The sequence below is a fragment of the Kluyvera sichuanensis genome (assembly GCF_040930405.1).
Lineage (GTDB): Bacteria > Pseudomonadota > Gammaproteobacteria > Enterobacterales > Enterobacteriaceae > Kluyvera > Kluyvera sichuanensis.
Genome location: NZ_CP162271.1, coordinates 635,739 through 660,966 on the forward strand (window position 1 = coordinate 635,739; position 25,228 = coordinate 660,966).

29 protein-coding genes are annotated in these 25,228 nt (G+C 52.3%); 12 read left to right on the forward strand and 17 right to left on the reverse strand.

Features of this window, described 5'->3' with window-relative positions:
- Window positions 1–13: 13 nt before the first annotated feature.
- From potC to potA, 3 genes are read right to left on the reverse strand one after another with little or no spacing between them, the layout of a single operon-like run.
- On the reverse strand, window positions 14–805 hold the full coding sequence (gene potC, locus AB2B48_RS03065) for a spermidine/putrescine ABC transporter permease PotC (protein WP_185666385.1): 792 nt from the start codon (window positions 803–805) through the stop codon (window positions 14–16).
- Window positions 802–1,659, reverse strand: a complete 858-nt coding sequence (gene potB, locus AB2B48_RS03070) for a spermidine/putrescine ABC transporter permease PotB (protein ID WP_185666384.1) — start codon at window positions 1,657–1,659, stop codon at window positions 802–804. Before potB ends, potC begins: the two co-directional genes overlap by 4 nt.
- The gene (gene potA / locus AB2B48_RS03075; RefSeq protein WP_333012861.1) at window positions 1,643–2,779 is read right to left on the reverse strand and encodes a spermidine/putrescine ABC transporter ATP-binding protein PotA; all 1,137 of its coding nucleotides are present in this window, start codon (window positions 2,777–2,779) and stop codon (window positions 1,643–1,645) included. Before potA ends, potB begins: the two co-directional genes overlap by 17 nt.
- A 267-nt stretch (window positions 2,780–3,046) precedes the next feature.
- On the opposite strand from potA, the gene pepT reads away from it, so the two are divergent.
- Entirely contained in the window at window positions 3,047–4,273 is a 1,227-nt protein-coding gene (pepT, locus tag AB2B48_RS03080; protein ID WP_185666382.1) for a peptidase T, read from the forward strand.
- 96 nt (window positions 4,274–4,369) lie between these two features.
- Here the strand turns inward: pepT and AB2B48_RS03085 are convergent, their stop codons facing one another.
- The 10 genes from AB2B48_RS03085 to AB2B48_RS03130 all read right to left on the reverse strand — a co-directional run bounded on the left by AB2B48_RS03085 (window position 4,370) and on the right by AB2B48_RS03130 (window position 13,077).
- A complete protein-coding gene (locus tag AB2B48_RS03085) occupies window positions 4,370–5,491 on the reverse strand; it encodes a cupin domain-containing protein (protein ID WP_185669972.1) in 1,122 nt (373 codons plus the stop codon).
- Window positions 5,492–5,567: 76 nt separating this feature from the next.
- Window positions 5,568–7,031, reverse strand: coding sequence for a two-component system sensor histidine kinase PhoQ (phoQ, locus tag AB2B48_RS03090; RefSeq protein ID WP_368300764.1), 1,464 nt, complete (start codon window positions 7,029–7,031; stop codon window positions 5,568–5,570).
- The gene (phoP, locus tag AB2B48_RS03095; RefSeq protein WP_035896075.1) at window positions 7,028–7,702 is read right to left on the reverse strand and encodes a two-component system response regulator PhoP; all 675 of its coding nucleotides are present in this window, start codon (window positions 7,700–7,702) and stop codon (window positions 7,028–7,030) included. The genes phoQ and phoP overlap by 4 nt, the downstream gene beginning before the upstream one ends.
- Before the next feature lie 123 nt (window positions 7,703–7,825).
- Window positions 7,826–9,196: an adenylosuccinate lyase gene (gene purB / locus AB2B48_RS03100; protein WP_185669974.1), complete on the reverse strand. Its 1,371-nt coding sequence runs from the start codon at window positions 9,194–9,196 to the stop codon at window positions 7,826–7,828.
- Window positions 9,197–9,199: 3 nt separating this feature from the next.
- Window positions 9,200–9,841: a high frequency lysogenization protein HflD gene (gene hflD, locus AB2B48_RS03105; RefSeq protein ID WP_035896078.1), complete on the reverse strand. Its 642-nt coding sequence runs from the start codon at window positions 9,839–9,841 to the stop codon at window positions 9,200–9,202.
- Window positions 9,842–9,915: 74 nt separating this feature from the next.
- Window positions 9,916–11,025 carry a tRNA 2-thiouridine(34) synthase MnmA gene (gene mnmA, locus AB2B48_RS03110; RefSeq protein WP_035896079.1) on the reverse strand — a complete coding sequence of 370 codons (1,110 nt, stop codon included), beginning with the start codon at window positions 11,023–11,025 and terminating at the stop codon, window positions 9,916–9,918.
- 53 nt (window positions 11,026–11,078) lie between these two features.
- On the reverse strand, window positions 11,079–11,540 hold the full coding sequence (locus tag AB2B48_RS03115; RefSeq protein ID WP_368300765.1) for an NUDIX domain-containing protein: 462 nt from the start codon (window positions 11,538–11,540) through the stop codon (window positions 11,079–11,081).
- A gap of 57 nt (window positions 11,541–11,597) precedes the next feature.
- The gene (csgC, locus tag AB2B48_RS03120; protein ID WP_185669976.1) at window positions 11,598–11,927 is read right to left on the reverse strand and encodes a curli assembly chaperone CsgC; all 330 of its coding nucleotides are present in this window, start codon (window positions 11,925–11,927) and stop codon (window positions 11,598–11,600) included.
- A 58-nt stretch (window positions 11,928–11,985) separates the two neighbouring features.
- Complete coding sequence (locus AB2B48_RS03125) at window positions 11,986–12,522, reverse strand: curlin (RefSeq protein WP_368300766.1); 537 nt, start codon at window positions 12,520–12,522, stop codon at window positions 11,986–11,988.
- Window positions 12,523–12,570: 48 nt separating this feature from the next.
- Window positions 12,571–13,077: a curlin gene (locus AB2B48_RS03130; RefSeq protein WP_185669978.1), complete on the reverse strand. Its 507-nt coding sequence runs from the start codon at window positions 13,075–13,077 to the stop codon at window positions 12,571–12,573.
- Window positions 13,078–13,778: 701 nt separating this feature from the next.
- On the opposite strand from AB2B48_RS03130, the gene csgD reads away from it, so the two are divergent.
- Genes csgD through csgG form a run of 4 tightly spaced genes read left to right on the forward strand, consistent with a single transcriptional unit; the run spans window position 13,779 to window position 16,114 of the window.
- Window positions 13,779–14,429 carry a biofilm master transcriptional regulator CsgD gene (gene csgD, locus AB2B48_RS03135; protein WP_185670000.1) on the forward strand — a complete coding sequence of 217 codons (651 nt, stop codon included), beginning with the start codon at window positions 13,779–13,781 and terminating at the stop codon, window positions 14,427–14,429.
- A 38-nt stretch (window positions 14,430–14,467) separates the two neighbouring features.
- Window positions 14,468–14,821: a curli production assembly/transport protein CsgE gene (gene csgE / locus AB2B48_RS03140; RefSeq protein WP_255581421.1), complete on the forward strand. Its 354-nt coding sequence runs from the start codon at window positions 14,468–14,470 to the stop codon at window positions 14,819–14,821.
- Between the two features lie 9 nt (window positions 14,822–14,830).
- A complete protein-coding gene (csgF, locus tag AB2B48_RS03145; RefSeq protein WP_185669980.1) occupies window positions 14,831–15,244 on the forward strand; it encodes a curli production assembly/transport protein CsgF in 414 nt (137 codons plus the stop codon).
- A gap of 24 nt (window positions 15,245–15,268) precedes the next feature.
- Entirely contained in the window at window positions 15,269–16,114 is an 846-nt protein-coding gene (csgG, locus tag AB2B48_RS03150; RefSeq protein WP_185669981.1) for a curli production assembly/transport protein CsgG, read from the forward strand.
- A 25-nt stretch (window positions 16,115–16,139) separates the two neighbouring features.
- On the opposite strand, the gene rluE is transcribed toward csgG, so the two are convergent.
- Window positions 16,140–16,811, reverse strand: coding sequence for a 23S rRNA pseudouridine(2457) synthase RluE (gene rluE, locus AB2B48_RS03155; RefSeq protein WP_185669982.1), 672 nt, complete (start codon window positions 16,809–16,811; stop codon window positions 16,140–16,142).
- A gap of 229 nt (window positions 16,812–17,040) precedes the next feature.
- Here rluE and icd point away from each other — a divergent pair, with 229 nt between their 5' ends.
- Window positions 17,041–18,291 carry an NADP-dependent isocitrate dehydrogenase gene (gene icd, locus AB2B48_RS03160; RefSeq protein WP_220440620.1) on the forward strand — a complete coding sequence of 417 codons (1,251 nt, stop codon included), beginning with the start codon at window positions 17,041–17,043 and terminating at the stop codon, window positions 18,289–18,291.
- Window positions 18,292–18,385: 94 nt separating this feature from the next.
- The gene (locus tag AB2B48_RS03165; RefSeq protein ID WP_185669984.1) at window positions 18,386–18,856 is read left to right on the forward strand and encodes a GNAT family N-acetyltransferase; all 471 of its coding nucleotides are present in this window, start codon (window positions 18,386–18,388) and stop codon (window positions 18,854–18,856) included.
- Window positions 18,857–18,927: 71 nt separating this feature from the next.
- On the opposite strand, the gene AB2B48_RS03170 is transcribed toward AB2B48_RS03165, so the two are convergent.
- The gene (locus tag AB2B48_RS03170) at window positions 18,928–19,170 is read right to left on the reverse strand and encodes a DinI-like family protein (protein ID WP_185669985.1); all 243 of its coding nucleotides are present in this window, start codon (window positions 19,168–19,170) and stop codon (window positions 18,928–18,930) included.
- Window positions 19,171–19,704: 534 nt separating this feature from the next.
- A complete protein-coding gene (locus AB2B48_RS03175; RefSeq protein WP_326976462.1) occupies window positions 19,705–20,556 on the reverse strand; it encodes a LysR family transcriptional regulator in 852 nt (283 codons plus the stop codon).
- A gap of 145 nt (window positions 20,557–20,701) precedes the next feature.
- Between AB2B48_RS03175 and AB2B48_RS03180 the strand changes: the two genes are divergently transcribed.
- Genes AB2B48_RS03180 through AB2B48_RS03190 form a run of 3 tightly spaced genes read left to right on the forward strand, consistent with a single transcriptional unit; the run spans window position 20,702 to window position 22,403 of the window.
- Window positions 20,702–21,409, forward strand: a complete 708-nt coding sequence (locus AB2B48_RS03180) for an AzlC family ABC transporter permease (RefSeq protein WP_368300767.1) — start codon at window positions 20,702–20,704, stop codon at window positions 21,407–21,409.
- Window positions 21,406–21,714: an AzlD family protein gene (locus AB2B48_RS03185; protein WP_368300768.1), complete on the forward strand. Its 309-nt coding sequence runs from the start codon at window positions 21,406–21,408 to the stop codon at window positions 21,712–21,714. The genes AB2B48_RS03180 and AB2B48_RS03185 overlap by 4 nt, the downstream gene beginning before the upstream one ends.
- 41 nt (window positions 21,715–21,755) lie before the next feature.
- On the forward strand, window positions 21,756–22,403 hold the full coding sequence (locus AB2B48_RS03190) for an alpha/beta fold hydrolase (RefSeq protein ID WP_368300769.1): 648 nt from the start codon (window positions 21,756–21,758) through the stop codon (window positions 22,401–22,403).
- A 154-nt stretch (window positions 22,404–22,557) separates the two neighbouring features.
- Here AB2B48_RS03190 and AB2B48_RS03195 read toward each other — a convergent pair whose 3' ends face one another.
- The gene (locus AB2B48_RS03195; RefSeq protein WP_368300770.1) at window positions 22,558–22,950 is read right to left on the reverse strand and encodes a nuclear transport factor 2 family protein; all 393 of its coding nucleotides are present in this window, start codon (window positions 22,948–22,950) and stop codon (window positions 22,558–22,560) included.
- Between the two features lie 412 nt (window positions 22,951–23,362).
- On the opposite strand from AB2B48_RS03195, the gene AB2B48_RS03200 reads away from it, so the two are divergent.
- Both AB2B48_RS03200 and AB2B48_RS03205 read left to right on the forward strand, forming a co-directional pair.
- The gene (locus AB2B48_RS03200) at window positions 23,363–23,815 is read left to right on the forward strand and encodes a helix-turn-helix domain-containing protein (protein WP_368301900.1); all 453 of its coding nucleotides are present in this window, start codon (window positions 23,363–23,365) and stop codon (window positions 23,813–23,815) included.
- 206 nt (window positions 23,816–24,021) lie between these two features.
- Window positions 24,022–25,092, forward strand: coding sequence for a PD-(D/E)XK nuclease family protein (locus AB2B48_RS03205; protein ID WP_368300771.1), 1,071 nt, complete (start codon window positions 24,022–24,024; stop codon window positions 25,090–25,092).
- Window positions 25,093–25,228 lie beyond the last annotated feature (136 nt).

The window sequence follows — 25,228 nt, forward strand, 5'->3', positions numbered from 1 at the left end:
ACGTCCCCTGAGTTTAGTGCCTGACCTTCAGGCTCTTGGTTTTATCTCGTGCAATCAGCTGGCTGGCAATCACCATCACCAGCGACAGCACCAGCAAAATCGTTGCCAGTGCGTTCACTTCCGGTGAAACGCCCACTTTCACCATCGAGTAGATCTTCAGCGGCAGAATTTCATAGCTTGGCCCGGTCACGAACGACGAGACCACCACGTCATCCATCGACAGGGTAAAGCTTAACAACCAGCCTGCGGCCACCGCCGGCAGCGCCAGCGGCAGAATAATTTTGCGCAGAATGGTCAGTTCGCTGGCGCCCAGGTCTTTCGCCGCTTCCAGCATACGCACGTCAAAGCCTTTGAGGCGCGAGTAGACGGTGACCACCACAAACGGCAGGCAGAAGGTGATATGCGAGAACAGCAGCGACCAGAAGCCCAGTTGAATACCGAGCAGCATAAACAGCACCAGCAGGGAAATCGCCATCACGATATCCGGTGACATCATCACCACGAACAGCATGCCGCTGACGAACGGTTTGCCGCGAAAGCGATAGCGGTACAGCGCCACGGCGGTGAGCGAGCCAATCAGCGTGGCGGCGGTGGCGGAAAAAATCGCCATCGTTAACGAGTGCTGGGCCGCCTGTAGCAGGCTGTCGTTGTTCATCAGCAGGCTGTACCACTTGGTGGTGAAGCCCTGCCAGTTGATCCCGAAGCGCGAACTGTTAAATGAGTTGACGATCAAAATGATTATCGGGATATAGAGATAGGCATAAATGGCGGACATAAAGCCGCCGCGCAGCAGTCGACCGATCATTCCAGCTCCACCTTCTTGTTCAGCAGGCGCGAAGCGCGCCAGTACACCAGCAGCATCAGCCCCATGACCACGGTCAGCGTAATGCTGGTGGCCGCGCCAAACGGCCAGTCGCGGATGTTGAGGAACTGGCTCTTGATGACGTTACCAATCAGCAGGTTTTTCGCGCCGCCCATCAGGTCGGAAACGTAGAACAGCCCCATTGCCGGTAACATTACCAGCAGGCAGCCGGCGATAATCCCCGGCATGGTCAGCGGAATGATGATGCGGATAAAGGTTTGCAGCTTGCTGGCGCCGAGGTCTTTCGCCGCTTCCAGCAGCGGTTTATCGAGCTTTTCAATGCTGGAGTAGAGCGGCATTACCATAAACGGCAGCAGAATATAGACAAGACCGATAATCACCGCACTGGGGGTGAACATGATGCGGATAGGGGTATCAATAATGCCTAGCCATAGCAGGAATTCGTTGAGGTAGCCCTTAGTGCTGAGGAAAATTTTCAGCCCGTAGATGCGAATCAGCGAGTTGGTCCAGAAGGGAACAATCAGCAAGAACAGCAGCAGCGGGCGCACGTTATGCGGCAGGCGCGCCAGAAACCAGGCGAAGGGATAGCCCAGCACCAGGCACGCCAGCGTAGCGATAAACGCCATGTTCAGCGAGTGCAGCAGCACCTCGGCATATAGCGGGTCAAGCAGCCGGGCGTAGTTGTCCAGGGTAAAGACCATCTGGACGAAGTTGGCATCATCACGCGTCAGGAAACTGGTGATGATGATCATCAGGTTGGGCAGGAAGACAAACAGCACAAGCCAACCGACGATGGTGGCAATCACCACATTCTGGAACTTACTTGTGCTCTTCATCAGCCAGTACAACCTCCCAGCTTTCTACCCAATTAATCGCCATTTTCTGATCTAACGAGTGGTCAAAGTCGGGGTCGTCTTCGTTGAAGAATTCGCTGACCATCACCATCTTGCCGTTCTCAAGCTCTACCACCGACTCCAGCGTCATGCCTTTATAGTTACGCTCGCGCACGTAGCCAATCAGGCCGTCGACGTCGGTACCGTCGTGAATTTCATCGACGCGCAGATCTTCCGGGCGCAGCAGAACGTTGAGCTTCTGCCCTGGGGTGACCGGGAATTTGACGTCAATATTGCATTCGCGGCCTTCGACGCTGGCGCGAACGCGCAGCTCGTCGAGACGCTCAATAACGGTGGCGTTGAAGATATTAATCTCGCCGATAAAGCTCGCCACGAACAGATTCTTCGGCTCTTCGTAGATTTCGCGCGGCGTGCCGTCCTGCTCAATTTTGCCGTCGCGCATCACCACGATACGGTCGGACATGGTCAGGGCTTCTTCCTGATCGTGGGTGACGAACACGAAGGTGATCCCGAGCTTGCGCTGCAGCGCTTTCAGTTCGTTCTGCATCTGCTTACGCAGCTTGTAGTCGAGCGCGGAGAGGGATTCATCAAGCAGCAGCAGGCTCGGCTTGTTGACCACGGCGCGGGCAATGGCGACGCGCTGTTGCTGCCCGCCGGAGAGCTGGTGCGGTTTACGCTGGGCGAACTCTTCAAGCTGCACCATACGCAGCGCATCGTGAACCCGTGGGCTGATGTCGTTTGCCGGGGTTTTCTGCATCCGCAGGCCGAAGGCGACGTTATCGAAAACGGTCATATGCGGGAAGAGCGCGTAGCTCTGGAACACGGTATTGACGTGGCGGTTTTCGGCGGGCACGTCGGTGATGTCCTGGTTTTCCAGATGGATGGTCCCGGCATCGACGTTTTCCAGCCCAGCGATAAGGCGAAGAACGGTTGTTTTACCGCAGCCAGAGGGGCCAAGCAGCGTGAGGAACTCGCCGTTATTGATGGTCAGGTTCAGATCGGAGATGACCGTTTTTCCATCGAAATCTTTGCGAATTCCCGCCAGTTGCACCAGCGGTGAAAGCGAACGCGATTTTGTATTCAATTTCTTACTCTGTCCCATGTCAACACACCGGATGGCTTACCGATGCGGGGTTTGTGGTTATCCACCTTTAGACGTTTAGAGGTCTGAGATTTATTAATAAGGGCTGGCATTCTACGGCAAACGATACCCAATCGCCAATCCTTGTCTAAGCTACCTTAGGTATATCTGATGATTAGCGATGAATTGATGAAAAAAATGGCCTTTGCCGGGCTAAAAGTGACCTGACGCAATATTTGTGTTTTCCTGCTTATTGATAATGTTGTCACAAAAAGTGAGGGTGGCTACATGGATAAATTGCTTGAGCGTTTTTTGCAGTACGTTTCACTGGACACACAGTCGAAGCCCGGCGTGCGTCAGGTGCCGAGTACCGAAGGGCAGTGGAAACTATTACATCTGCTCAAAGAGCAATTGGAAACAATGGGGCTGGTTAACATCACGCTGAGCGAGAAGGGAACGGTGATGGGCACCCTCCCGGCGAACGTCAGCGGCGATATTCCGGCGATCGGTTTTATCTCCCATGTTGATACCGCTCCGGATTTCAGCGGCAAAAACGTCAATCCGCAAATTGTTGAAAACTATCGCGGCGGCGATATCGCGCTGGGGATCGGTGATGAAGTGCTGTCGCCGGTGATGTTCCCGGTGCTGCATCAACTGCTGGGGCAAACGCTTATCACCACCGACGGCAAAACGCTGCTGGGTGCCGATGATAAAGCCGGTATTGCCGAAATCATGACCGCGCTGGCGGTGCTGAAAGAGAAAAACATTCCGCACGGCGATATTCGCGTGGCGTTTACCCCGGATGAAGAGGTCGGCAAAGGGGCGAAGCACTTTGATGTTGAAGCCTTTAACGCCCAGTGGGCCTATACCGTAGACGGCGGTGGTGTGGGCGAGCTGGAGTTTGAGAACTTTAACGCGGCCTCTATTACCATCAAGATTGTCGGCAACAACGTGCATCCGGGTACCGCGAAAGGGGTGATGGTCAACGCGCTGTCGCTGGCGGCCCGCATTCACGCGGAAGTGCCGGCCGACGAGAGCCCGGAAACCACCGAAGGCTACGAAGGCTTCTACCATCTCACCAGCATCAAAGGCTCGGTGGATCGCGCGGAGATGCACTACATCGTGCGTGATTTCGATCGCAAGCAGTTTGAAGCACGTAAGCGTAAGATGATGGAGATAGCTAAGAAGGTAGGGAAAGGTCTGCACCCGGATTGCTATATTGAGCTGATTATTGAAGACAGCTATTACAATATGCGCGAAAAGGTGGCCGATCATCCTTATATTCTGGATATTGCCCAGCAGGCGATGCGCGATTGCGACATCGAGCCGGATCTCAAACCGATTCGCGGCGGTACCGACGGTGCGCAGCTGTCGTTTATGGGACTTCCGTGCCCGAACCTCTTTACCGGCGGCTATAACTACCACGGCAAGCACGAGTTTGTGACCCTGGAAGGGATGGAGAAGGCGGTGCAGGTGATTGTGCGTATCGCGGAGCTGACGGCGAAACGCGGCTAGTCAGCAAAGAAAACCCGGGGTCGCATTCGCTCGCCCGGGCTACATATTGCACAATTGTAGCCCGGCCAAGCGCAGCGCCGCCGGGTTTATCGCACATTACTCAGCAAAGAACCAATACCCGCTGTTCACCAGCGCGGCCAACATTGCCAGGAAGGACGGGTCGTCCAGCGCCTCACCAAAATGCTGGCTCTCCAGCATAATACTGCCCGCCATCGCGTCCAGCGCCTGCTGATGCGGTGAATCCACTTTCTCGCCGTTAACAAAGAAATCGTCGCCGATACGAATCACCCGCAGGCCGCCCAGGCGTTGCAGCATATCGCCCTGTTGCAGCGCGTCGTAAATCTCATCCGGTTGATACGGCGGCTCCGGCGGTGCGATATCCAGTTCATGGCGCGACTGGCTGATAAACTCGCCCAGCCACTGCTGGAAATGTTCCGGCTGCTGGATCAACCCCAGCATCATGTCGCGCAGACGATCCACTTCCTGCGGCAGCAGATCCGCCGGGTGATCGCGTGACGGTACGTCTGGGTCGCTGTAGTGCTGGTTACCGAGGTCGCGCTGCAGAATATAGTCGGCAAAGCCGCTAATCAGTTCGCGGCTGTTCGGCGAACGGAAGCCTACGGAATAGTTGAGTGAGTTTTCCAGCGCGTAGCCTTCGTGCGGGAATCCAGGCGGAATATAGAGGATATCGCCGGGCTCCATCTCTTCATCAATGATCGCCTCGAACGCCTGTACCTGCAGCAGATCCGGGTGCGGGCAGTGCTGCTTAAGCGCGGTTTTCTCGCCCACGCGCCAGCGACGACGGCCGGTACCCTGAATGATAAAGACATCATACTGATCGACATGCGGGCCAACGCCGCCGCCCGGCACCGAGAAGGAGATCATCAGATCGTCGATGCGCCAGTCGGGGAGGGCGCGGAACGGGCGCATCAGCGCGCTGGAGGGTTCGTGCCAGTGGTCAACGGCCTGAACCAGCAGCGACCAGTTGCTTTCACCGAGGTGATCGTAGCTTTCGAAAGGACCGTGGCTGACCTGCCAGTTGCCATCAAGGTGGCTCACCAGTCGGCTATCAACTTCATTTTCCATCGCCAGACCAGCCAGTTCATCCGGTGAAATAGGGTCAATAAAGTTGGCGAAGCCGCGTTTCAGCACCACCGGGCGTTTTTGCCAGTAGCGCGCCATAAAATCGGGCCAGTTTAACGTTAAGTGGTATTCCATATTGATATTTCCGCAGCAGATGTATGTCCGGATTATACATCGTATTCACAAAACTACCCTGCTACGGAAACATTATTTACCCTTCGTGACTGTCGAGATCCTGATGGCCGAAAAGGACCTCCATTTTTGCGCCGCCGAGCAGGCTTTCGTGGGCGATGATCTGACCGTCATACTGGTCAACGATATCTCGGGCTACCGACAGGCCAACCCCTTGCCCTGGGCGTAACGTGTCGGCGCGCTGGCCGCGGTCAAAGACGATATCGCGCTTGCTTTGCGGAATGCCTGGGCCGTCATCTTCGACAAAAATATGCAGATACTCATCGCTCTGGCGGGCGGAAACCTCGACAAACTCAAGGCAGTACTTGCAGGCGTTATCCAGCAGGTTGCCCATCACTTCCATAAAGTCGTTTTTCTCGCCGACAAAGGAGATCTCCGGCGAAATGTCCAGGGTGATGTTGACCCCTTTACGTTGATAGACCTTATTGAGCGCCGACGTCAGGCTGTCCAGCAGCGGGGCGACCGGGTGAAGTTCGCGGCTAAGCAGAGTGCTATCGCTGCGCATACTGGCGCGATGCAGGTAGTAGCCAATCTGCTGCGAGATACGGCTTATCTGCTCCAGCATCACCGGTTCGGCTTCGTTTACGGTGATCTTTTCACTGCGCAGCGAACGCAGCGAGCTTTGCAGCACCGCTAACGGGGTTTTCAGACTGTGGGTCAAATCGGTGAGCGTAGTTCGATACTTGTCGTAGCGGTCGCGCTCGCTTTTCAGCAGCCGGTTCAGGTTGCGCACCAGGCTTGTCAGTTCGCGGGTGGTGTCGGGGTTGAGATGCTCGCGGTGATGCTCCTCCAGTTCACGAACCTCGCGGGTGAGGTCGGCGATGGGGCGTAGGCTCCAGTGGGCAGCAATCCACAGCAGTGGAATAACCAGCAGCAGGTTGGCGGCGAGCACGTAAGAGAACCAGCTCCAGACCATATAGGAACGCTTAAGCTCAATCGGAATGGTATCGACCACCACGATAGTCAGCGCAGGCATCAGGCTGGTGGCTGGATAGCTGTTGACGGCCACCGAGTGGGTCATCTCCGAATCGTCGCCTTCCTGGCGCATTTCGGTCAGCTCTTTTTGCATCTCATGATCGTCGCGCAGCAGGGTGCTGCTGGCGTCGGCATCCGCTTCTATTTCATAGAAACCGTTGCCTTTAAGCCACTCGGGCTGAATGCTTTTCGTGAGCCACGGGAGATCTTTTTGCTGCCACAGCAGTTCGCCCCGATCGTTATAGATCAGCGCAACCGTGGGGCCCTGCATATTGAGATTCTCGGGGATATCGACGTGCAGCGCGTTGTCTTCCCATTTGGAGAGGGTATAGAACAGGTTGCTCTCGCCGCGCAGCAGACGGAAGGTGGTTTTATCGAAGCTGACGCTGTAGCCGACCAGCGCCACCATGCCGTAGGCCAGTGACAGCACGATAACCACCGCGGCCGTCGCCAGCAGGAAACGCATCCGCAGTGAAAGCGGCAGGAGATGCCGACGTAAGCTCTTCATTCGCGTAGTTCGAACAGATAGCCCTGACCGCGTACGGTGATAATCACGTCCTGGGGATACTGAGCCTGAATTTTCTTACGCAGGCGGCCCATCAGTACGTCGATGGTGTGGCTCTCGCGCAGCTCCGCATCGGGATAGAGCTGAAGCATCAGGGAGTCTTTACTGACCACTTTGCCGTTATTGCGGATCAGCGTTTCCATAATAGTGTATTCAAACGCGGTGAGCTTAATCACTTCGTCATTAATGGAGAGCTCGCGGCGGGAGAGGTCAACCTGGAACGGCGGCAGGGAGATAACCTGCGAAGCATGCCCGCTGTTACGACGCATCAGCGCCTGCATACGGGCCGCCACTTCCTCAATATGGAAAGGTTTGGTGACGTAGTCGTCGGCGCCCGCGCTCAGCACTTCCACCTTATCCTGCCAGCTTTCACGCGCGGTGAGCACCAGAATCGGCAGCGAAATGTCGTGGCTGCGCCAGCGGCGGATCAGCGACAGGCCGTCCTCATCGGGAAGCCCTAAATCCACAATCGCAATATCCGGGATATGCTCGCCTAAGTAATAGTCTGCTTCCTTCGCGTCTTCTGCGGCATCCACCTGGTGGCCCATTTCCTGGAGCTGAACTTTCAGGTGGTGACGTAACAGAGCGTTGTCCTCTACGACGAGTACGCGCATGCTGCTTCTCCATTAAATAAATGACGTGAATAGTTTAACGCGATTATGAGCTTATGGAGATAAACATTAACTAAATTGGCGGGAAAGTCCCCTCCTTCAGGAAGAAGGAGGGGGAGGGCGGGATTATTTCAGCTCGTCAACCATGGTGATGGCGCGGCCGATATAGTTCGCCGGGGTCATGGCTTTCAGGCGGGTTTTCTCTTCTTCCGGCAGCGCCAGACCGTCGATGAACTGCTTCATACCTTCGGCATCTACGCGCTTGCCGCGGGTCAGTTCTTTCAGCTTCTCGTACGGTTTTTCGATACCGTAGCGGCGCATTACGGTCTGAATTGGCTCAGCCAGCACTTCCCAGTTGTGATCCAGTTCGTCGAGCAGACGATCGCGGTTCACTTCCAGTTTGCTCACGCCTTTCAGGGTGGACTGGTAGGCGATCAGCGCATAGCCAATACCCACGCCCAGGTTACGCAGCACGGTGGAGTCGGTCAGGTCACGCTGCCAACGGGAAACCGGCAGTTTGCTTGCAAGATGCTGCAGCACGGCGTTAGACAGACCCAGGTTGCCTTCGGAGTTTTCGAAGTCGATCGGGTTAACCTTGTGCGGCATGGTGGAAGAACCGATTTCACCGGCGATGGTTTTCTGCTTGAAGTGGTTGAGCGCAACGTAGCCCCACACATCGCGATCGAAGTCGATCAGAATAGTGTTGAAGCGTGCGATGCAGTCAAACAGCTCGGCAATATAGTCGTGCGGCTCGATCTGGGTGGTGTACGGGTTCCACTGAATGCCCAGAGAGGTGACGAACTCTTCGCTGAACTGGTGCCAGTCAACGTCCGGATAGGCGGCGATGTGGGCGTTATAGTTACCGACCGCGCCGTTGATTTTGCCGAGGATCTCAACCTGTGCCAGCTGACGGTACTGACGTTCCATACGGTAGGCTACGTTCGCCATCTCTTTACCGATGGTGGACGGCGTTGCTGGCTGACCATGAGTACGGGAGAGCAGTGGAATATCGCGATACTGAACGGCCAGATCTTTGATTGCGTCGATAGTTTTTCGCCAGTACGGCAGCACCACTTCTTCGCGCGCGGTTTTCAGCATCAGCGCGTGGGACAGGTTGTTGATGTCTTCGGAGGTGCAGGCAAAGTGAATGAATTCAGACACGGCGTGCAGTTCAGGCACGGACGCGACTTTTTCTTTCAGGAAATACTCAACCGCCTTCACGTCATGGTTGGTGGTGCGCTCGATGGTCTTAATACGCGCCGCGTCTTCTTCATTGAAGTTTGCCACGATGCTATCGAGGAAACCGTTTGCGTCGGCAGCAAAAGCAGGAACTTCCTTGACGGCTGCGTGTGCGGCCAGCTTCTGCAGCCAGCGTACTTCGACTTGTACACGGAATTTCAGCAAACCGTATTCGCTGAAAATCCCGCGCAGCGCGCTGACTTTATCGCCGTAGCGTCCATCGACAGGTGAAACGGCGGTCAGTGAGGATAATTCCATAGATCATAACTCCGGGGTTAAATGAGCAAGAATTTGTTTGGCCTGAGTGGTCAGGCGATTACGAGAAAACATCAGCTGTAGACGGCCACCGCCAACCTGGTGCCACAGCACCGCGGCGCGGATACCTGCCAGCAGCGAAGCACGGACTTTAGACTGCACCTGCGGGCTTTGCAGCACGGCAGGGGAGCCGGTCACCTGAATTCGCGGGCCGAGCGGGCTAATCACGTCAACATAGATACCCGCCATCGCGCTCAGCAGGGTGTCTGACTGTAAATCAAAATGGTCGAGCTGACGCTGCAGACCGGTAATACGGTTGCCCAGAATATCCATCGCGCCTTTGGCGGCGGCGAGCTTGCGCTCCAGCACCATCAGGCTGAGGGTATAGCGGGTCAGCTCTGCGTTCAGACCCTGACGGCTGCTGGCGTTCAGCACTGCGAGCAGGGTTTCAAGGCCGAGACGAAGATTGGCTTCACTGCCACCGAAGACGCCCAGCGCAGAGTCTGGGTTGAGATCGATAATACTGTTCAGCGAAACGTGTAACGCATCGCCGTCGCAGTGCCCCTGATGGGCCAACTGCTGCACCAGACGGGCTGACTGGCAGATGCCGGCCAGCGCCAGGGTGATGTCATAGTAATTCTTCGCCACGCTCACTCCTTGTTGGCATCTGACCTGCGGCGCGACGCGGGCCAGAGTGCGTTATACCCTATCGAGGCAGGGCTTTATTCCACTGGCAGCGGCAGACGCTGCTCAATCACGCCGCCACCCAGGCAGATTTCCCCGTTGTAGAACACGGCGGACTGACCTGGAGTGACTGCGGCAACAGGTTCTTCAAAACGAACCTCAATACGACCTTCATCCAGCGCGGTAACGGTGCACGGGATATCGGTCTGGCGATAGCGGGTCTTCACGGTGCAGCGGAATGTGCCGGTGACCGGTTCGCGGTCAACCCAGTGCAGCTGCTGTGCAATAAGACCGACGGACATCAGGCGCGGGTGATCGTGACCCTGAGCGACAACCAGCACGTTGTTTTCAACGTCTTTGTCGACCACATACCACGGATCTTCCGTCCCTTCTTTGGTCCCGCCAATACCCAGACCTTTACGCTGACCGAGCGTGTGGTACATCAGCCCCTGATGGGTGCCGATCTCTTCGCCGTCAACGGTGATGATTTTACCCGGCTGCGCCGGCAGGTAGCGACCGAGGAACTCGCGGAATTTACGCTCGCCGATAAAGCAGATACCGGTAGAGTCTTTTTTCTTCGCGGTGATGAGATCCAGTTCTTCGGCGATTTTACGCACCTGCGGTTTTTCCAGTTCGCCGACCGGGAACAGGCTTTGTGCTATCTGTTCGTGGCCCAGCGTATAAAGGAAGTAGCTCTGGTCTTTGTTGCCGTCGAGACCACGCAGAAGCTGGCTTTTGCCGTTCACATCCGCGCGGCGCACATAGTGGCCGGTGGCGATGTAATCAGCGCCCAGATCTTCAGCAGCGAACTCGAGGAAAGCTTTAAATTTGATCTCTTTGTTGCACAGGATATCCGGGTTCGGCGTACGGCCCGCTTTGTACTCTTCCAGGAAGAGCTCAAATACGTTATCCCAGTATTCGGCAGCAAAGTTCACGGTGTGCAGCTCAATACCGAGCTTATCGCACACCGCTTGTGCATCGGCCAGATCCGCCGCCGCAGTGCAGTATTCCTCGCCGTCATCTTCCTCCCAGTTCTTCATGAACAGGCCCTCCACCTTATAGCCCTGTTGTTGTAACAGGTAGGCGGAAACGGAGGAATCAACACCGCCGGACATGCCGACGATCACTTTTTTCTGGCTTTCTGACATTGGAATACTCACGACATTGGACTTCAAGGCGGCATATTCTATCACGCGGCCCTTTACTTGACACCCTCTGTAAACGGCCAGTTAAATTCGCCGATGAGTGACAGCGGATAGCGTGCATCCTGCTGATAGCTACGAATGCTTTCGGCAACCAGCGCGGAACGCAGGTTTTTAGCCTGCAAAATCTCGTCGGCGCTGAGCCATAAACAGCGGTCAATGTCGCTATCGTGCGGTTCGGTCGCGCAGATACTGTCGAGTTCAATGACGAACAGGAATCGCAGGAACGGCGTGTTGTCCGGAGCCAACCACTGGTGCATTCGGAGAAAATGCTGCGGTCTTGCGCGGATGCCGGTCTCTTCCCATAGCTCGCGCTCGGCGGCCTGGGCCAGCGTTTCATCTGCCTCAAGGTGGCCTGCGGGCTGGTTCCATAGCGCTTTGTCGTTGATGGTCTCTTCAACGACCAGAAATTTATCTTCAGCGTGAACCACGCAGGCGACGGTAACGTGTGGCTTGAACATGCGGCATCCTTATCGAGCGAGAAAGAAGATAAGGATATAAAGAAGAAGAGGGGGAAATCAAACTCGCGCCGACGATTGCCAGCTTTGCTGCACGATGATCCCCTGGCGGTTGCTGAGGGTGACGGTCACCTGCGCCCACTCTCCCGGTGGCAGCGTCAGCGTCATGCTGGCCAGCGGCTGCGGCTTTTTCCCCTCAAGCGCAATGCTGCCGCGCTGGCTACTGGTGCTTTGCCCGGACGTCCCCTGATGAATGACGCTGACGGTTAACTGGCACTGGCAATCGTCGGCCAGGGTGACCATCGGCGTAATAACAACCGCATCGGCCTGCTGTTGGGTATCAAACCAGAGCTGATTGCTGAGGGCGGCGGCGATAAGCAGTAGATGCATAGAAGCCTCCTTTTGGTGAGTAAAATCAGCCGGATGAGAGGCTCATCCGGCTGTCGTGTTATTGCTGTGAGGTGTACGAGTTATTGTGGTTACCGCTTTGGTTCACAATCGTCAGCGAGTTATTGTACGACTGATTAACGTTGCTGTTGTTGTACCAACCGCTCTGGGAGACCAGCACCATCGCGTCATGCGCAGACTGGCCCACGGTCGAACCGTTGTAGCTACCGGTCTGTTTCACTTCAATCGAGCTTCTGTCGCCGGTCTGTACCGCCGTAGAGTAGTTGTTGTTACCTGCCTGGTTGATGCTGGTCAGGCTACGATCGCCGGTCTGGTTGGCCACCGAGGTGTTATTACTGCCGCCCTGGTGTACGTCGATTTTCGATTTGTAGGCGCTGCTTTGCACCGCACTCGAGCCGTTGCTATTGCCAGACTGGTAGACATGGATCATGGCATCCCAGTTACCGACCTGAGGCAGCGTCGGGCTGCTGTACTGCGGGAATTCTGACGGACCACCGCCACCTGAATGGTTACCGGAGGCCAGCGCTGAACCCGAGACGAACAATGCTGACAAAACAACAATTTTCCACGTTTTCATGAAGATACCCCATAGGTTTATCGATAGTTAACTCACCCGTACCGCTTGCTAATTTTGGGTAATGCGAATTGCCATTCCTGCCGAGTTTTGCACAACGCCCGCGCTGCGGTTTGTGCCCGTTTGATTAATCTGCGTAATATTGCCGTTGCCTTTATTGACAATTTCCGCAAAGTTATCAAAACCCGTTTGCGTAATATCTGCCTGATTACCCGTGCCTGCTTGCACTAAGATTGCGGAGTTATTCATCCCTGATTGAGTAACATTGGCAGTATTACTATTGCCGTATTGAGCCAGCGCCGCGCGATTATTAAAGCCACTTTGGCTTAACGTTGCGGCATTATGTCCACCAAACTGCGAAATTGAGCCAAATAAATGACTGCCAGACTGAGTAATAGCGGCGAAATTTCCACTGCCCTGTTGACCAGTAATAGCAATTTTATCGTAGCCCTGATGGAATTTATCCAGCCCGGAGAATTCTGAGCCCGCTAAATCCCCTCCAGCAGTTGCCAGACAGGAATAACCCAATACGGGTATTAATAAAAACCACTGTTTCATAATGGCACCTTGATTTAACCGATGGTTAAAGTCAGGAGTTAAATCGGCGCACCAATAGCCTGCTTATGAATAACTGGCTGCGCTGATTTATGGCTTGAGTATGTCGGAGGGGAGAAACTAATTTTTTCGCCTGAATTGCGTATTTTGAAAAATCACGTCAGTCGTTAGTATGAGTTTTTTGAGGAAAGCTCGTGGTAGGGTGCGGCGCGAGCGGGATGTTACCGGTATGCGTTCTTATACGATCAGTACGTATTGGTTTACACCTTCCGCAAAGCCCGCCATTTCTATGACAAATAATGTCAGTTCTCATTTACACCTACTGCCTTTTTTGGTGGGTCTGGCAATATCATGCATAAAATACGATGTATCTATGAAGCCAATCCTCGAATTTGGTTAAAGGACAATTCTGCTATTTTTTGTAGGAAAATCAGCAGTAAGGTTAAATCAGTCTGAAATAAACTGACACGATCTTGTTACAATTTGAAACACAAATAATCCTTGCGATAAAAATGGCAATGTCTAGATTGAACAGTATTGCAGCACTTTCTGGAAACAAGCGCCAATTGTGCGTCCATTTTCCCTTTATTGTCATACTTATATATCAGCAACTACACAGAACAGCACCTCTTTCTTGATATGCATTTTTTATGCATATCAGAAAGAGAGCTTGTTCCGAGCAGCAAGCGGAATGGGGTTTCATAATGCCGATAGAAATAGAAGCGGTGAATAATGATGCGTTAATGCTAATAACCCGGCCTTCATTGCAGGCCACTGCCCTTGTACATCAACTCAGAAGCTCGTTAACGATTAATGTCAAAACCCAGAATATTTTAAAATCGCTCGATCAGCTGAAAGCGGAGCGATTGCTGGTGCTTTTTGACTTAAGCGAGTCGGATAAAAAACGGAATTTGCTCTGGCAAACTGAGTTACGGCGGTTACGTGATAAAGTTAAAGTCCTGCTGATCAATATGCCGGATGATTACGCCTTCCACGAAGTGGAGAGCTGGCCTGGGATCAGCGCGGTATTCTACTTATCCGTTGATGAACACACCCTGATTGAAGGCATCCGCAACGTGCAGAAAGGCGGCTGCCATTTCCCTCACGACCTCACCAGTTATCTTATTAATCAATCAGGTAGTTACCGTTATCATGACGATACCAGCGGGCTGACGCAGCGCGAGAAGGACATCCTGAATAAGCTCAGGATGGGTGCGTCAAACGTGGAGATCGCCAGGCTGCTGTTTATCAGCGAAAATACGGTAAAAACGCATCTCTATAATCTCTTTCGCAAGATTGCGGTTAAAAATAGAACGCAGGCCGTCTCCTGGGCTAACGAAAACCTCAGGCGATAGTTATGAAATATTTATTCCGTATTACAGCATCAATATTGATGCTGATGGTATCGCACGCCAGTTATCCAGCGGAAGTCGAAGTGCCGGGCCTGGTTACCGATAACACTATTACACGGGTCGGGCATGATTTCTATCGTGCATTCACCACCCACTGGGAGGCGGAATACCCTGCGGCTATAACAATTAATGAACGCCCCAGCGCGCGCTGGGGAAGTTGGATAACCATTAAAATCGATCAGGATGTTTTATATCAGACTTTTTTATTTCCGAGTAAAAAAGACTTTGATAAACAAGTCTCAATGGCCATCGCTGCTGTTTATGACTCTGTATCGAAAAGAGCCATTAACAAAGCATTATTAAATACCGGTGATTTGACCCACGACGAGTTCTAGGAGCGTACGATGAAAGTGCTTTCTGTGATGCTTGGCATCGGCTTGCTATCGACTTCAGTTCATGCTGGGAATTTAACCTTCCAGTTTATTAACCCTAATTTTGGTGGTAATCCCAATAACGGTGCATTTTTACTTTCAGAAGCAAATGCGCAGAACTCTTATAAAGATCCCAATGCTTATGATTGGGGAGCTGTTTCGGGAACATCGGCATTAGATAATTTTTCTTCCGCCGTTCAGTCGCAATTATTGGGTAGCCTGATGGGAAATGTCTCCAGCGGTAAACCGGGGCGGTTAGTGACCAATGATTTTATTGTTGATATTAAAAATGTCGACGGTCGGCTCCTGATGAATATTCTCGATCGTAAAACCGGGAAATCCTCAACCATCGAAGTTGACGGTCTGAACAGTGTTTCATCAAATTAATCACCTCCGTGGCGAGATGCAGAAATGAAAAATATAGCTGGCGCAGTGGTTATTTTTATTAGCCTGTTTATGCTTACGGGCTGTATTACCTCTCCCCCTAAACAGGCGGCGAAACCGACGTTATTACCGCGGTCGCAAAGCTACCAGGACCTCACCCATTTACCGTCGCCAAAGGGCAAGCTGTTTGTCTCGGTTTATAATATTCAGGATGAAACTGGGCAGTTTAAACCCTATCCGGCCAGTAACTTCTCAACGTCCGTACCGCAAAGCGCCACCGCCATGCTGGTGTCGGCGTTAAAAGACTCCAACTGGTTTATCCCCCTTGAACGTCAGGGACTGCAAAACCTGCTCAACGAACGCAAAATTATTCGTGCGGCGCAGGAGAACGGCACCGTGGCGGTGAACAACCGCACCCAGCTGCCGTCGCTGGTGGCGGCGAATATCCTGATCGAAGGGTCGATTATCGGCTATGAAAGCAACGTGAAAACGGGCGGGGCAGGGGCGCGCTATTTTGGTATCGGCGCCAGCACGCAGTACCAGCTTGATCAAATCGCGGTGAACCTGCGCGTGGTCAACGTCGGAACCGGGGAGGTGCTTTCATCGGTAAATACCAGCAAAACAATCCTCTCCTATGAGTTCCAGGCGGGGATCTTCCGCTATATCGACTACCAGCGCATTCTGGAGGGTGAAGTAGGCTATACGGTGAATGAACCGGTGATGCTCTGTCTGATGTCGGCGATTGAGACCGGGGTTATCTATCTGGTGAATGACGGGATCACGCGTAACCTGTGGCAACTGCAAAACCCGTCAGACGCTAACGCCCCGGTGCTGGAGAAATATAAGAACATCATTGTGCCCGATATTTCCTGACCGGGCTTGTCCTGTGAGCGCGGTGTTAGCTGCGCTCTGCGGCCGATGCATCGGCATCGCGCCATTCGCCGTTTTTCAGGTCATCCAGCGTATAGCTGCCCATCGCATAGCGAATCAACCGCAGCGTTGGGTAGCCTACGTGGGCGGTCATCCGGCGCACCTGGCGGTTACGTCCTTCATAGAGCGTGACCTTTAGCCAGGCGGTTGGAATGGCTTTGCGCTCGCGGATCGGCGGATTGCGCGGCCATAACCACTCCGGCGCGTCTACTTGCTCAATACCGGCGGGCAAGGTGGGACCATCGTTCAGCGTCACGCCATTTCGCAGTGCCTCAATAGCCTCCGGCGTCGGTTCACCCTCAACCTGCACGTAGTAAATTTTCCCGGTGCGCTTACCCGGCTGCGTGAGCCTGGCCTGCAGCGCGCCGTCATTGGTTAACACCAGCAGCCCCTCGCTATCCCGGTCGAGACGACCTGCAGCGTAGACATTTTGCACAGGAATATAATCTTTTAGCGTGCTACGTCCTGCTTCGTCAGTAAATTGCGGCAACACATCGTAGGGTTTATTGAACAGAATAACGCGTTTTGGTTGGTTATCTTTACGCGTCCTGGTGGCTTGTCGTGAGCTGAATCGCTCAAGCTGGTTTTTTCTAAATGAAGTCTTAATCATAGTATTTTCAGGCTCTATAGATTCGCGCATTATAGCCTAATAACGAGAGTCTTTCATGGCGACAAACAATCAGGTAGTATTGACAGGCTTATTACAAAACATTAACAAAATGCTCTAACTCTTTGTGTTGCAGGAAGACGGTAAGACAGTGCATCTCCAGGCTATACCTAAACGGGATAAGTGGAGTGGGCGTAGTAGCGGCAAGAACCTGTGGCGTAAAGGATGACGAGCACACCAGAAGCGCTCGAAGGAGAGGTGAATGGAAAGCAAAGTAGTTGTTCCGGCGGAAGGTCAAAAAATCACCCTGAAAGACGGCAAGCTGAATGTGCCACACAATCCGATTATCCCATTTATTGAAGGCGACGGTATCGGTGTTGATGTCACCCCAGCAATGCTGAAAGTGGTTGATGCCGCTGTTGAGAAAGCCTACAAAGGCGAGCGTAAAATTTCCTGGATGGAAATTTACACCGGGGAAAAATCCACCCAACTTTATGGCCAGGACGTATGGCTGCCAGCAGAAACGCTGGATCTTATCCGCGACTACCGTGTTGCTATCAAAGGCCCTCTGACTACGCCAGTTGGCGGCGGCATCCGTTCTCTGAACGTTGCGCTGCGTCAGGAGCTCGACCTGTACGTGTGTCTGCGTCCGGTTCGCTACTATCAGGGCACCCCAAGCCCGGTTAAACACCCAGAACTGACTGATATGGTCATCTTCCGTGAAAACTCTGAAGACATCTACGCGGGTATCGAATGGAAAGCTGACTCGGCTGACGCTGAGAAAGTGATTAAATTCCTGCGCGAAGAGATGGGCGTGAAGAAAATTCGCTTCCCTGAACACTGCGGTATCGGCATCAAGCCGTGCTCCGAAGAAGGGACCAAGCGTCTGGTGCGTGCAGCGATTGAATACGCTATCACCAACGACCGCGATTCTCTGACCCTGGTTCACAAGGGTAACATCATGAAGTTCACCGAAGGCGCGTTCAAAGACTGGGGTTACCAGCTGATTCGCGAAGAATTCGGCGGCGAACTGATCGACGGCGGCCCGTGGCAGAAAATCAAGAACCCGAACACCGGCAAAGAGATCATCATTAAAGATGTGATCGCCGATGCGTTCCTGCAGCAGATCCTGCTGCGTCCGGCTGAATACGACGTGATCGCCTGTATGAACCTGAACGGTGACTACATCTCCGATGCGCTGGCAGCTCAGGTTGGCGGTATCGGTATTGCTCCGGGCGCGAACATCGGTGACGAATGCGCACTGTTCGAAGCGACCCACGGTACGGCACCGAAGTACGCAGGCCAGGACAAAGTGAACCCAGGTTCTATCATCCTGTCCGCAGAAATGATGCTGCGTCATATGGAATGGTTCGAAGCGGCTGACCTTATTGTTAAAGGTATGGAAGGCGCGATCAACAATAAGACCGTGACCTATGACTTCGAACGTCTGATGGAAGGCGCTAAACTGCTGAAATGTTCAGAGTTTGGTGACGCAATCATCGAAAACATGTAATCCAGTTGCTGGGTTCGTGATAAACGGGAGCCGCTGGGTTCCCGTTTTTTTTGCCTTGTAAAAACGACAATAACGATAAGCGAGGGAAATACTGATGCAAATCAGACAGGCTACACCGCAAGAAGCAGAACGATGCTGGGATATTCGGAATCAGGCTATTCGCGCGGGATGCACATCGAGCTATGACGCGACGGTCATTGATGCATGGACGCCGGACAATATGCCTGAGCAGTATCGCCAGGAGATTGTTAACTATCCGTTTTTTGTGGCGGTGGACGATAGCGATCGACCGGTGGCAACGGGTTATCTCGATCTCACTTCCGGTAGCGTAGAGGCTATTTTTACTCTGCCTGAGTACACCGGAAAGGGATTGGCCGGATCGATTATGAATGCAATAAAAAGAGAAGCCCGCGCCCGTGGATTTCAAACGATTACCTTGTCCTCTACGCCCAATGCGCAAGGGTTTTATGAGACGCAAGGATTTACCGTTGTGAAGGAAAGCGTGCACTTCTCTGCATCGGCGAATGCGCAATTGCGCTGCATCGATATGATGCTGAAACTGTAAGGGCGACGCGAACTTCTCTGGCGCTAACGACGCGTAGCGGGTGTTGTGCCAGAGAAGATAACGGCACCGCGTTATTCACTCACCAGCCAAAACTCCGCCTCGTCGAACATCTCCTGCACCGTGCGACTGATCTGCTCTTTTTCATGCTTGCTGGCATCCGTATTGATGGCCGGCAGCGTCATCATCGGTTTCACCCGAACTTCAGCATCCGGGAAAATGCGGTGCACTCTCTTACTCAATTCGCCGAGAATGATCTCTTTTGCACCAGGCAAACCCTCAAAATTCCTTTTGTCATAAACGAGTTCCACGAACATTTTTAGCCTCTCTTTACTGGGTATAACGACAGTATATATACTGTATGCATAAACAGTGTCAATAGAGTGAGTTCATTATGACGTTTTATTCACCCACCGGCCCAGGCCAAATGGCGGCGCTGCCGCTGTTCGGTGACCTCGTTCCCTGCGGGTTTCCGAGTCCAGCCGTTTTCCCATCTGGTGTTTGTTGTCAATCGATACCATAATTTCAAAAAAAATCCAATAATTCATTATCTTAGTTGACTTTTCTGGCGCGAGACATATTGATTTTTATGTTGACAAGTATCAGAGAATAAGAACAAAACAGATGAAGCTATAACCGGTAAAGGTAATCTATTAATGAGTCGGTACGGCTGGTTGCTGATGCCACTTAAATGTGGTTTGGCTTTGAACAAACATTACTACTTTCGTCTTGGGACCTTTAAGGGGGCCGCTTGGAAAACGGAAAATATCCTACGCCAAGCGTGCTTTTTGAGCTGACATGGCGGGCAGCTATGAGCGAAGAGCGGACGTTGAGGCACCTAATAAATCGTCTCAACTTTCAACTTTTCTGACCCGTAATGTCCTGAGGAGCAAATCGTACAAACTATCCACTGCAGGAGAACCCTGGGAAGTACGGCTTCTGAACAATGAGACTTCCATGGGTTCAAGAGGCCCCAAAAGATGTTCACTGCCAAGAATTTGCAGATGAGGCGGCACGCTGCACTGGGTCAGCACCGCCACAGCCAGGCCACTTTCCACTGCGGTAATCTGCCCTGACAGGCTGGAGCTGTTATACACCACCTTATATCTCCGCCCCTGCAGTGCTAATGCGTTGATAGCACTACGTTTAGCAAGGCTTGTACTTTCATAAACCGCAATGGGTAATGGATCGCGCCGCCAGACCTCAAACTGTGGAGAACCCACCCACACCATCGGTTCATAAAACAGTAACGCGCCTTGGTTGGGATGTTCCCGGGAAACCAGTGCCAAATCGAGATCGCCGGCCTCAACGCGAGGAATTAAAGACGTTGATTGCTCACAGCTCAGTTCGATCTCGACTGACCCAAAGTTAGGGGCAAATCTCTTCAGCGCAGGGGTAAGGTATTTTGCTGCATAGTCATCAGGGACCCCCAGACGAATACGCCCTGTTAACTCCTTACCGTGAAATGCGGCCTGCGTTTCAGCATGAAGGTCGAGCATCCTTCGGGCATATCCCAGCAGTTTTTGACCTTCAGACGTGAGTTGATGTTGACGAGGACCGCGAAGTAATAGCTGACACCCTAATGCAGATTCCAGCTTTTTAAGTTGCATGCTGACCGCAGATTGTGAGCGATGGACTTCAGGTGCCGCAGCCGAAAGCGATCCCGCATCCACTACCGCGACAAAACATTTAAGCCAGTCCATCTGGAGGTCTTGATAATGCACCTTTGAGCCTTGCATTCGGTAATCAAATATTAACATCAATTATTATGCGTTTTTATCGATTCCACAACACTGTCATAGTGGCCCCCTGTTTGCTTTCACTGTTATGAAATTCATGAGGTCCCGGATGACGCATCACCAGCCCGATTTGTCTCAACTTAATCATTCGCTGATATGGGATGGTTTTCGGCAGCTTATCCCGGTTTCACTCTTTGTCGCTATTTTGGGTGCCGCCTTTGGCCTGGCCGCATCGCAGAAAGGAGTGGACCCGACGTCGGCGACAATGATGAGTTTGCTGGTTTTTGCCGGTTATGCTCAATTCGCCACCTTAGAGCTTTGGGCCGATCAGGTTCCTGTATTAACCCTTATTGCCACCGTTTTTGCCATTAATGCCAGGCATCTGTTAATGGGGGCCACTTTATACCCGTGGTTGCGCGCGTTAACACCCGCTAAACGCTACGGGATCATGATGATCGTTTCCGATGCTAACTGGGCCATGTCCATACAGGCATTCAGCAGGGGAAGCGCAGGGCTGGGATTACTCTTTGGTGGCGGTCTTGCGTTATGGCTTTTTTGGGGAGCAGGGACCCTGGCAGGAGTGTATTTCGGGAGCGTTATCCAGGATCCCAAAAGCGTTGGTCTTGATATGGTCATGGGGTGTTTTCTCCTTTCTATGGTGTTCGAAGGGGAAAGAAACCTGAGGATGTTGATTATCTGGGCCGCAGCGGCCAGTGCCTCGCTGATAGCGTATAAATGGTTACCAGAAAATAGTCATGTGATCGCTGGAGCCCTCGCCGGAGGTATTACTGGAATTATAATGAGAGAGAAAAAATGAGTATTGAGACGGTAGGCTCAGGACCTCTTATTATTATTTTGATTATGGCGTTGGTCACCCTCGTTACCCGATGGGGCGGTGTCTGGATTATGTCTTTTGTGCCTTTTAATAACCGAATAAAAGCCTTTATTCAGGGGATGTCAGGCTCCGTTCTCGTGGCGATTTTAGCCCCCGTTGCCCTCACAGGCGACAAAGGCGCTCAGATGGCATTATTGACCACGGCCGTCGTGATGCTGGTTTTTAAAAGACCTTTAATTGCTATCACCCTTGGGATTGTCGTTTCAGCCCTGGTCAGATATTTTTAACCCGTTTTGAGCTAATCCTCCGATACATTTAAGCGAGTGCTATGAGTCTAACGCCACGAACGATCGTTTTAATTCCCGGGTATATGCTGAATGAAATGCTCTGGCGTGAATTTGAAACATACCTGCCGGCAAACTGTATTGTTCATCATGCTTCCGTAACCGAAGGACGAACCCTCCATGATATCGCGCAGCATATGAGTACCTGTCTGCCTGACAAATTTACGTTGATAGGTTTTTCACTGGGAGGGTACATTGCCCGGCAGTTTGCTGCAGATTTTCCGGATCGTGTGGAGTCCCTAGTACTGATTGCCAGTTCGTTACGGGAAGATACGCCATTAGAGGCGGAATCAAAGCGGCAAAGCGTGCAGTCATTGTCACCCGCAACGTTTAAGGGGCTGAGCAGCCATGCTATTGCCCGGTCACTGCACCCCCTAAACGCATCAGATCGGGATATGATTTCAACTATCCAGCAAATGGGACGTTGTCTCGGATTTGAAGCCTTCATTACGCAATCGACCTTAACCCGACAAGGTATTCCTTCAGCAACGATAGGTTGTCCCACTCTGGTTATAGCCAGTGAAGATGACGCCATCCGTTCCATGCAGGAGGCAGAGGAGCTGGTCAATGCCATACCTGATGCATCGTTGAGAACCGTCAAGGATTGCGGTCATATGATCCCGCTCGAATAACCTGAGGCGTTGGCGAGAACCATTACTGAATGGATCTCAGTCAGGTAAATTACTGCAGTGGGTAAGGTCTGCTATTGGCACGGAGCGGACAAGTTACCTGAACTAAAGGTCCGCTGTGAGCGAGAAGCGGACGTGATTGATGTTTGCTGGTGTTTTATTTGGTGCTGCCTAAATTGTGATCGCTCTCTGCACCTTTAAGCATCAGCGTCGTTTCTTCAATGCGCAGGAAGCGTCCTGACTCTTCTGTTTCAGCGAACATATACACTTCCATCACAACCTCTGTTCCGTCGCGCTTAGTGCATTGAACGCGATGTCGGGTGGCATAGAGATTTCTATTTCGGAGTTCGTCAAGCACATCGACCCGCGCGAAAACGCAGATTTCTCGAAGCTTGCGAGCATGATGAGCGAACCCTTCACGGTCCTCCCAGCAATTATTGGTACGCTGGCGATAGTTGGGACTAAAATACCGATCAAGTACCTTTTCCAGTGGTAATTCTTGCTGGTTGATTATTTCGTCCAGAACAGTGTCAATAGTAAAAGCTTGCATGTGTGCTCCTCAGTGAATGTTGAGAGCATTTTACGTTCGCATTGCTGGCCTTGGTACGGTATAAGAGACATTCAATACTCTTTAAGCGCCAAATATGACTGCCCCTCTGATTCCATTATCGCAGGCCTCCTCTGATGAAGAACCCGCTTTATTTGCCGTTATACGCCGGACTGAGGTGATACGGGAAACCCCCCGTCATCACCATGCCCGTGGACAGTTACTTGGAGCTGAAAATGGACTGCTAACAGTTGATGCCGGTGATTATCGCTGGGTAGTACCCGCAACACATGCAGTCTGGATACCGCCAGCCATACCGCACGGCTTATATTCGTATGGTCCATACTCAGGCTGGAGTGTCTATGTCGGTGCCTCTGCTTGCAAAGAGTTACCTGATAAACCCTGTATTCTTTCCATTACAGGCCTACTACGCGAGGCCATAACGCGGGCGTCGACATGGAAAGAAAATGTTCTTACTGCATCGCAGGAGCGGTTGGCTGGAGTCATCCTGGACGAGATCCAGTCGCTTCCCCAGGTGGACCTCGGTCTGCCAATGCCGCAGGATGCCCGTCTTCTCAGGATTGCAAGTGCTCTCATAGAACGGCCAGACGATGACCGCAGAATTGAGGCATGGGCATCGTGGGCCGGAACATCGCCACGAACGGTCACGCGGCGATTCAGCGCTGAAACCGGCTTTAGCTTCACTGAATGGAGACAGCGTGTGCGCTTGCTCAGGGCACTCGAACTTCTGGCTGAGGGGCAGTCAGTCAAGTCAATTGCGCTGGACCTGGGCTACGACAATGTGAGTACTTTTATCGCCTTATTTCGCCGTGTATTTGGCATGACGCCTGGGCGATATAAATTTTGAGCTATGGTGATTGGTATGAACTCTACAAAACAGTGACACTCACTGGTACAAAGCGCTAACTGACAGAGTTGAAGGTACGCTGAGAGCGCGGAGCGGACATTTCTGACAGCATTCCGTGTGAATCAACGGGAGCCGGTCACTCCCCTTTGCCATTGGGATTTTTATTGGTATGTTTCTGGCTAGGGAAAGATTCTTAGGAGAAACTAATGGACCTGCCTGCACTGGAGGAATTACTGACCCACCTCAAATCACAGTCTGCTGCTGAAAAAAACGAGGCCAATATCTTTTCGCTGGGAGCCCACAGACACTATGAAAACCCTGTCAGCGATTTACTCGCGTTCTTTATTGATCCAGATGCTCCCCATGGACTGAATGCACTGGTTCTTGGCGCACTTCTGGAATGCCTGTTAGCTCCAGTGGATGCATCACTTTTATCTCCTCCTGCTCGTGAAGTCATGACTTTGGAAGGAACTCGAATCGACTTGTTACTTGAGTCCGAAGAGTGGGTAATGGCACTGGAGAATAAAATTTGGCACCAGCAGAACAATCCCTTTAATGATTACAGCGGGTATCTGGCGCATAAACATCCAGATAAGAGACCTCTCCTGGTTGTTCTGTCGCCAGAGGGACAGGCCCCTGTTGGGTGGGCTGGAATAAGCTACAGCTTGTTTCTTTCTGTACTATCGTCGAGACTCGGCATGGCCTGTATTTCCCCCCCTCTAAATAAATGGCAGGTTTTGCTACGCGAATTCATGTTACATCTGGAGTCACTGATGGGTAAAAATACGATTGCAGCGGAGACCGAAACCTTTGTTCTCGAGAATTTGCACAATATTCAGGAAGCAGTGTTACTGAAAAACGCTGTGGTTAAATCACTTCAGGAGGAATGCTTACGGTTTCTGACAGAACACTTTTCTAATAGGGGTTATGAGGTCACTACGGCACTTAACCACTGGGAAGGGTACCCGGCGCTGCGTTTCAGGTTGTCACATTGGGTGAATGAATCTGATGTGGTACTTTTTTTGGACAGAACACCAGGAAAACAGTTTGAAGTGCGGACATACATCTGCAATCTGACGACTCCTGTACTACAGCATCAAGCACGACAGATGCATATACCAGCACAGCATGAAAACTGCTGGACGGAGAGGAGCGGAAGAGTGTTTACCGTCGTTTCGCATGTGTCACGAAGGAACGAACAAAAACACCTAATGTTTCAGAAAGTGGCAAAAGCATTGGAGCAGTTGAACGAATTTGAGATGCGCCATGAGGGATAGCATTTATCCTGACTTGCTGCGTTGAATTTGACTATCTCAAATTTCCGTTCTGAGCGATCTTGCTAACAATGCCGTGTTTCAATCAGCTGGGAACAGGTCAGCCGGCCTGTTTTAAAAACTCATCATACTAGCCTCT

Coding starts and splice junctions, on each gene's coding strand:
- mnmA (WP_035896079.1), bottom strand. CDS start 11,025: ATGTCAGAAAGCCAGAAAAAAGTGATCGTCGGCATGTCCGGCGGTGTT.
- AB2B48_RS03085 (WP_185669972.1), bottom strand. CDS start 5,491: ATGGAATACCACTTAACGTTAAACTGGCCCGATTTTATGGCGCGCTAC.
- potA (WP_333012861.1), bottom strand. CDS start 2,779: ATGGGACAGAGTAAGAAATTGAATACAAAATCGCGTTCGCTTTCACCG.
- AB2B48_RS03130 (WP_185669978.1), bottom strand. CDS start 13,077: ATGAAACAGTGGTTTTTATTAATACCCGTATTGGGTTATTCCTGTCTG.
- AB2B48_RS03185 (WP_368300768.1), top strand. CDS start 21,406: ATGAGTATTGAGACGGTAGGCTCAGGACCTCTTATTATTATTTTGATT.
- csgE (WP_255581421.1), top strand. CDS start 14,468: ATGCTGATGGTATCGCACGCCAGTTATCCAGCGGAAGTCGAAGTGCCG.
- csgD (WP_185670000.1), top strand. CDS start 13,779: ATGCCGATAGAAATAGAAGCGGTGAATAATGATGCGTTAATGCTAATA.
- AB2B48_RS03180 (WP_368300767.1), top strand. CDS start 20,702: ATGACGCATCACCAGCCCGATTTGTCTCAACTTAATCATTCGCTGATA.
- rluE (WP_185669982.1), bottom strand. CDS start 16,811: ATGCGCGAATCTATAGAGCCTGAAAATACTATGATTAAGACTTCATTT.
- AB2B48_RS03205 (WP_368300771.1), top strand. CDS start 24,022: ATGGACCTGCCTGCACTGGAGGAATTACTGACCCACCTCAAATCACAG.
- csgC (WP_185669976.1), bottom strand. CDS start 11,927: ATGCATCTACTGCTTATCGCCGCCGCCCTCAGCAATCAGCTCTGGTTT.
- csgG (WP_185669981.1), top strand. CDS start 15,269: ATGAAAAATATAGCTGGCGCAGTGGTTATTTTTATTAGCCTGTTTATG.
- AB2B48_RS03170 (WP_185669985.1), bottom strand. CDS start 19,170: ATGTTCGTGGAACTCGTTTATGACAAAAGGAATTTTGAGGGTTTGCCT.
- AB2B48_RS03195 (WP_368300770.1), bottom strand. CDS start 22,950: ATGCAAGCTTTTACTATTGACACTGTTCTGGACGAAATAATCAACCAG.
- phoQ (WP_368300764.1), bottom strand. CDS start 7,031: ATGAAGAGCTTACGTCGGCATCTCCTGCCGCTTTCACTGCGGATGCGT.
- phoP (WP_035896075.1), bottom strand. CDS start 7,702: ATGCGCGTACTCGTCGTAGAGGACAACGCTCTGTTACGTCACCACCTG.
- AB2B48_RS03125 (WP_368300766.1), bottom strand. CDS start 12,522: ATGAAAACGTGGAAAATTGTTGTTTTGTCAGCATTGTTCGTCTCGGGT.
- icd (WP_220440620.1), top strand. CDS start 17,041: ATGGAAAGCAAAGTAGTTGTTCCGGCGGAAGGTCAAAAAATCACCCTG.
- potB (WP_185666384.1), bottom strand. CDS start 1,659: ATGAAGAGCACAAGTAAGTTCCAGAATGTGGTGATTGCCACCATCGTC.
- pepT (WP_185666382.1), top strand. CDS start 3,047: ATGGATAAATTGCTTGAGCGTTTTTTGCAGTACGTTTCACTGGACACA.
- AB2B48_RS03175 (WP_326976462.1), bottom strand. CDS start 20,556: ATGGACTGGCTTAAATGTTTTGTCGCGGTAGTGGATGCGGGATCGCTT.
- purB (WP_185669974.1), bottom strand. CDS start 9,196: ATGGAATTATCCTCACTGACCGCCGTTTCACCTGTCGATGGACGCTAC.
- AB2B48_RS03115 (WP_368300765.1), bottom strand. CDS start 11,540: ATGTTCAAGCCACACGTTACCGTCGCCTGCGTGGTTCACGCTGAAGAT.
- AB2B48_RS03165 (WP_185669984.1), top strand. CDS start 18,386: ATGCAAATCAGACAGGCTACACCGCAAGAAGCAGAACGATGCTGGGAT.
- potC (WP_185666385.1), bottom strand. CDS start 805: ATGATCGGTCGACTGCTGCGCGGCGGCTTTATGTCCGCCATTTATGCC.
- AB2B48_RS03190 (WP_368300769.1), top strand. CDS start 21,756: ATGAGTCTAACGCCACGAACGATCGTTTTAATTCCCGGGTATATGCTG.
- csgF (WP_185669980.1), top strand. CDS start 14,831: ATGAAAGTGCTTTCTGTGATGCTTGGCATCGGCTTGCTATCGACTTCA.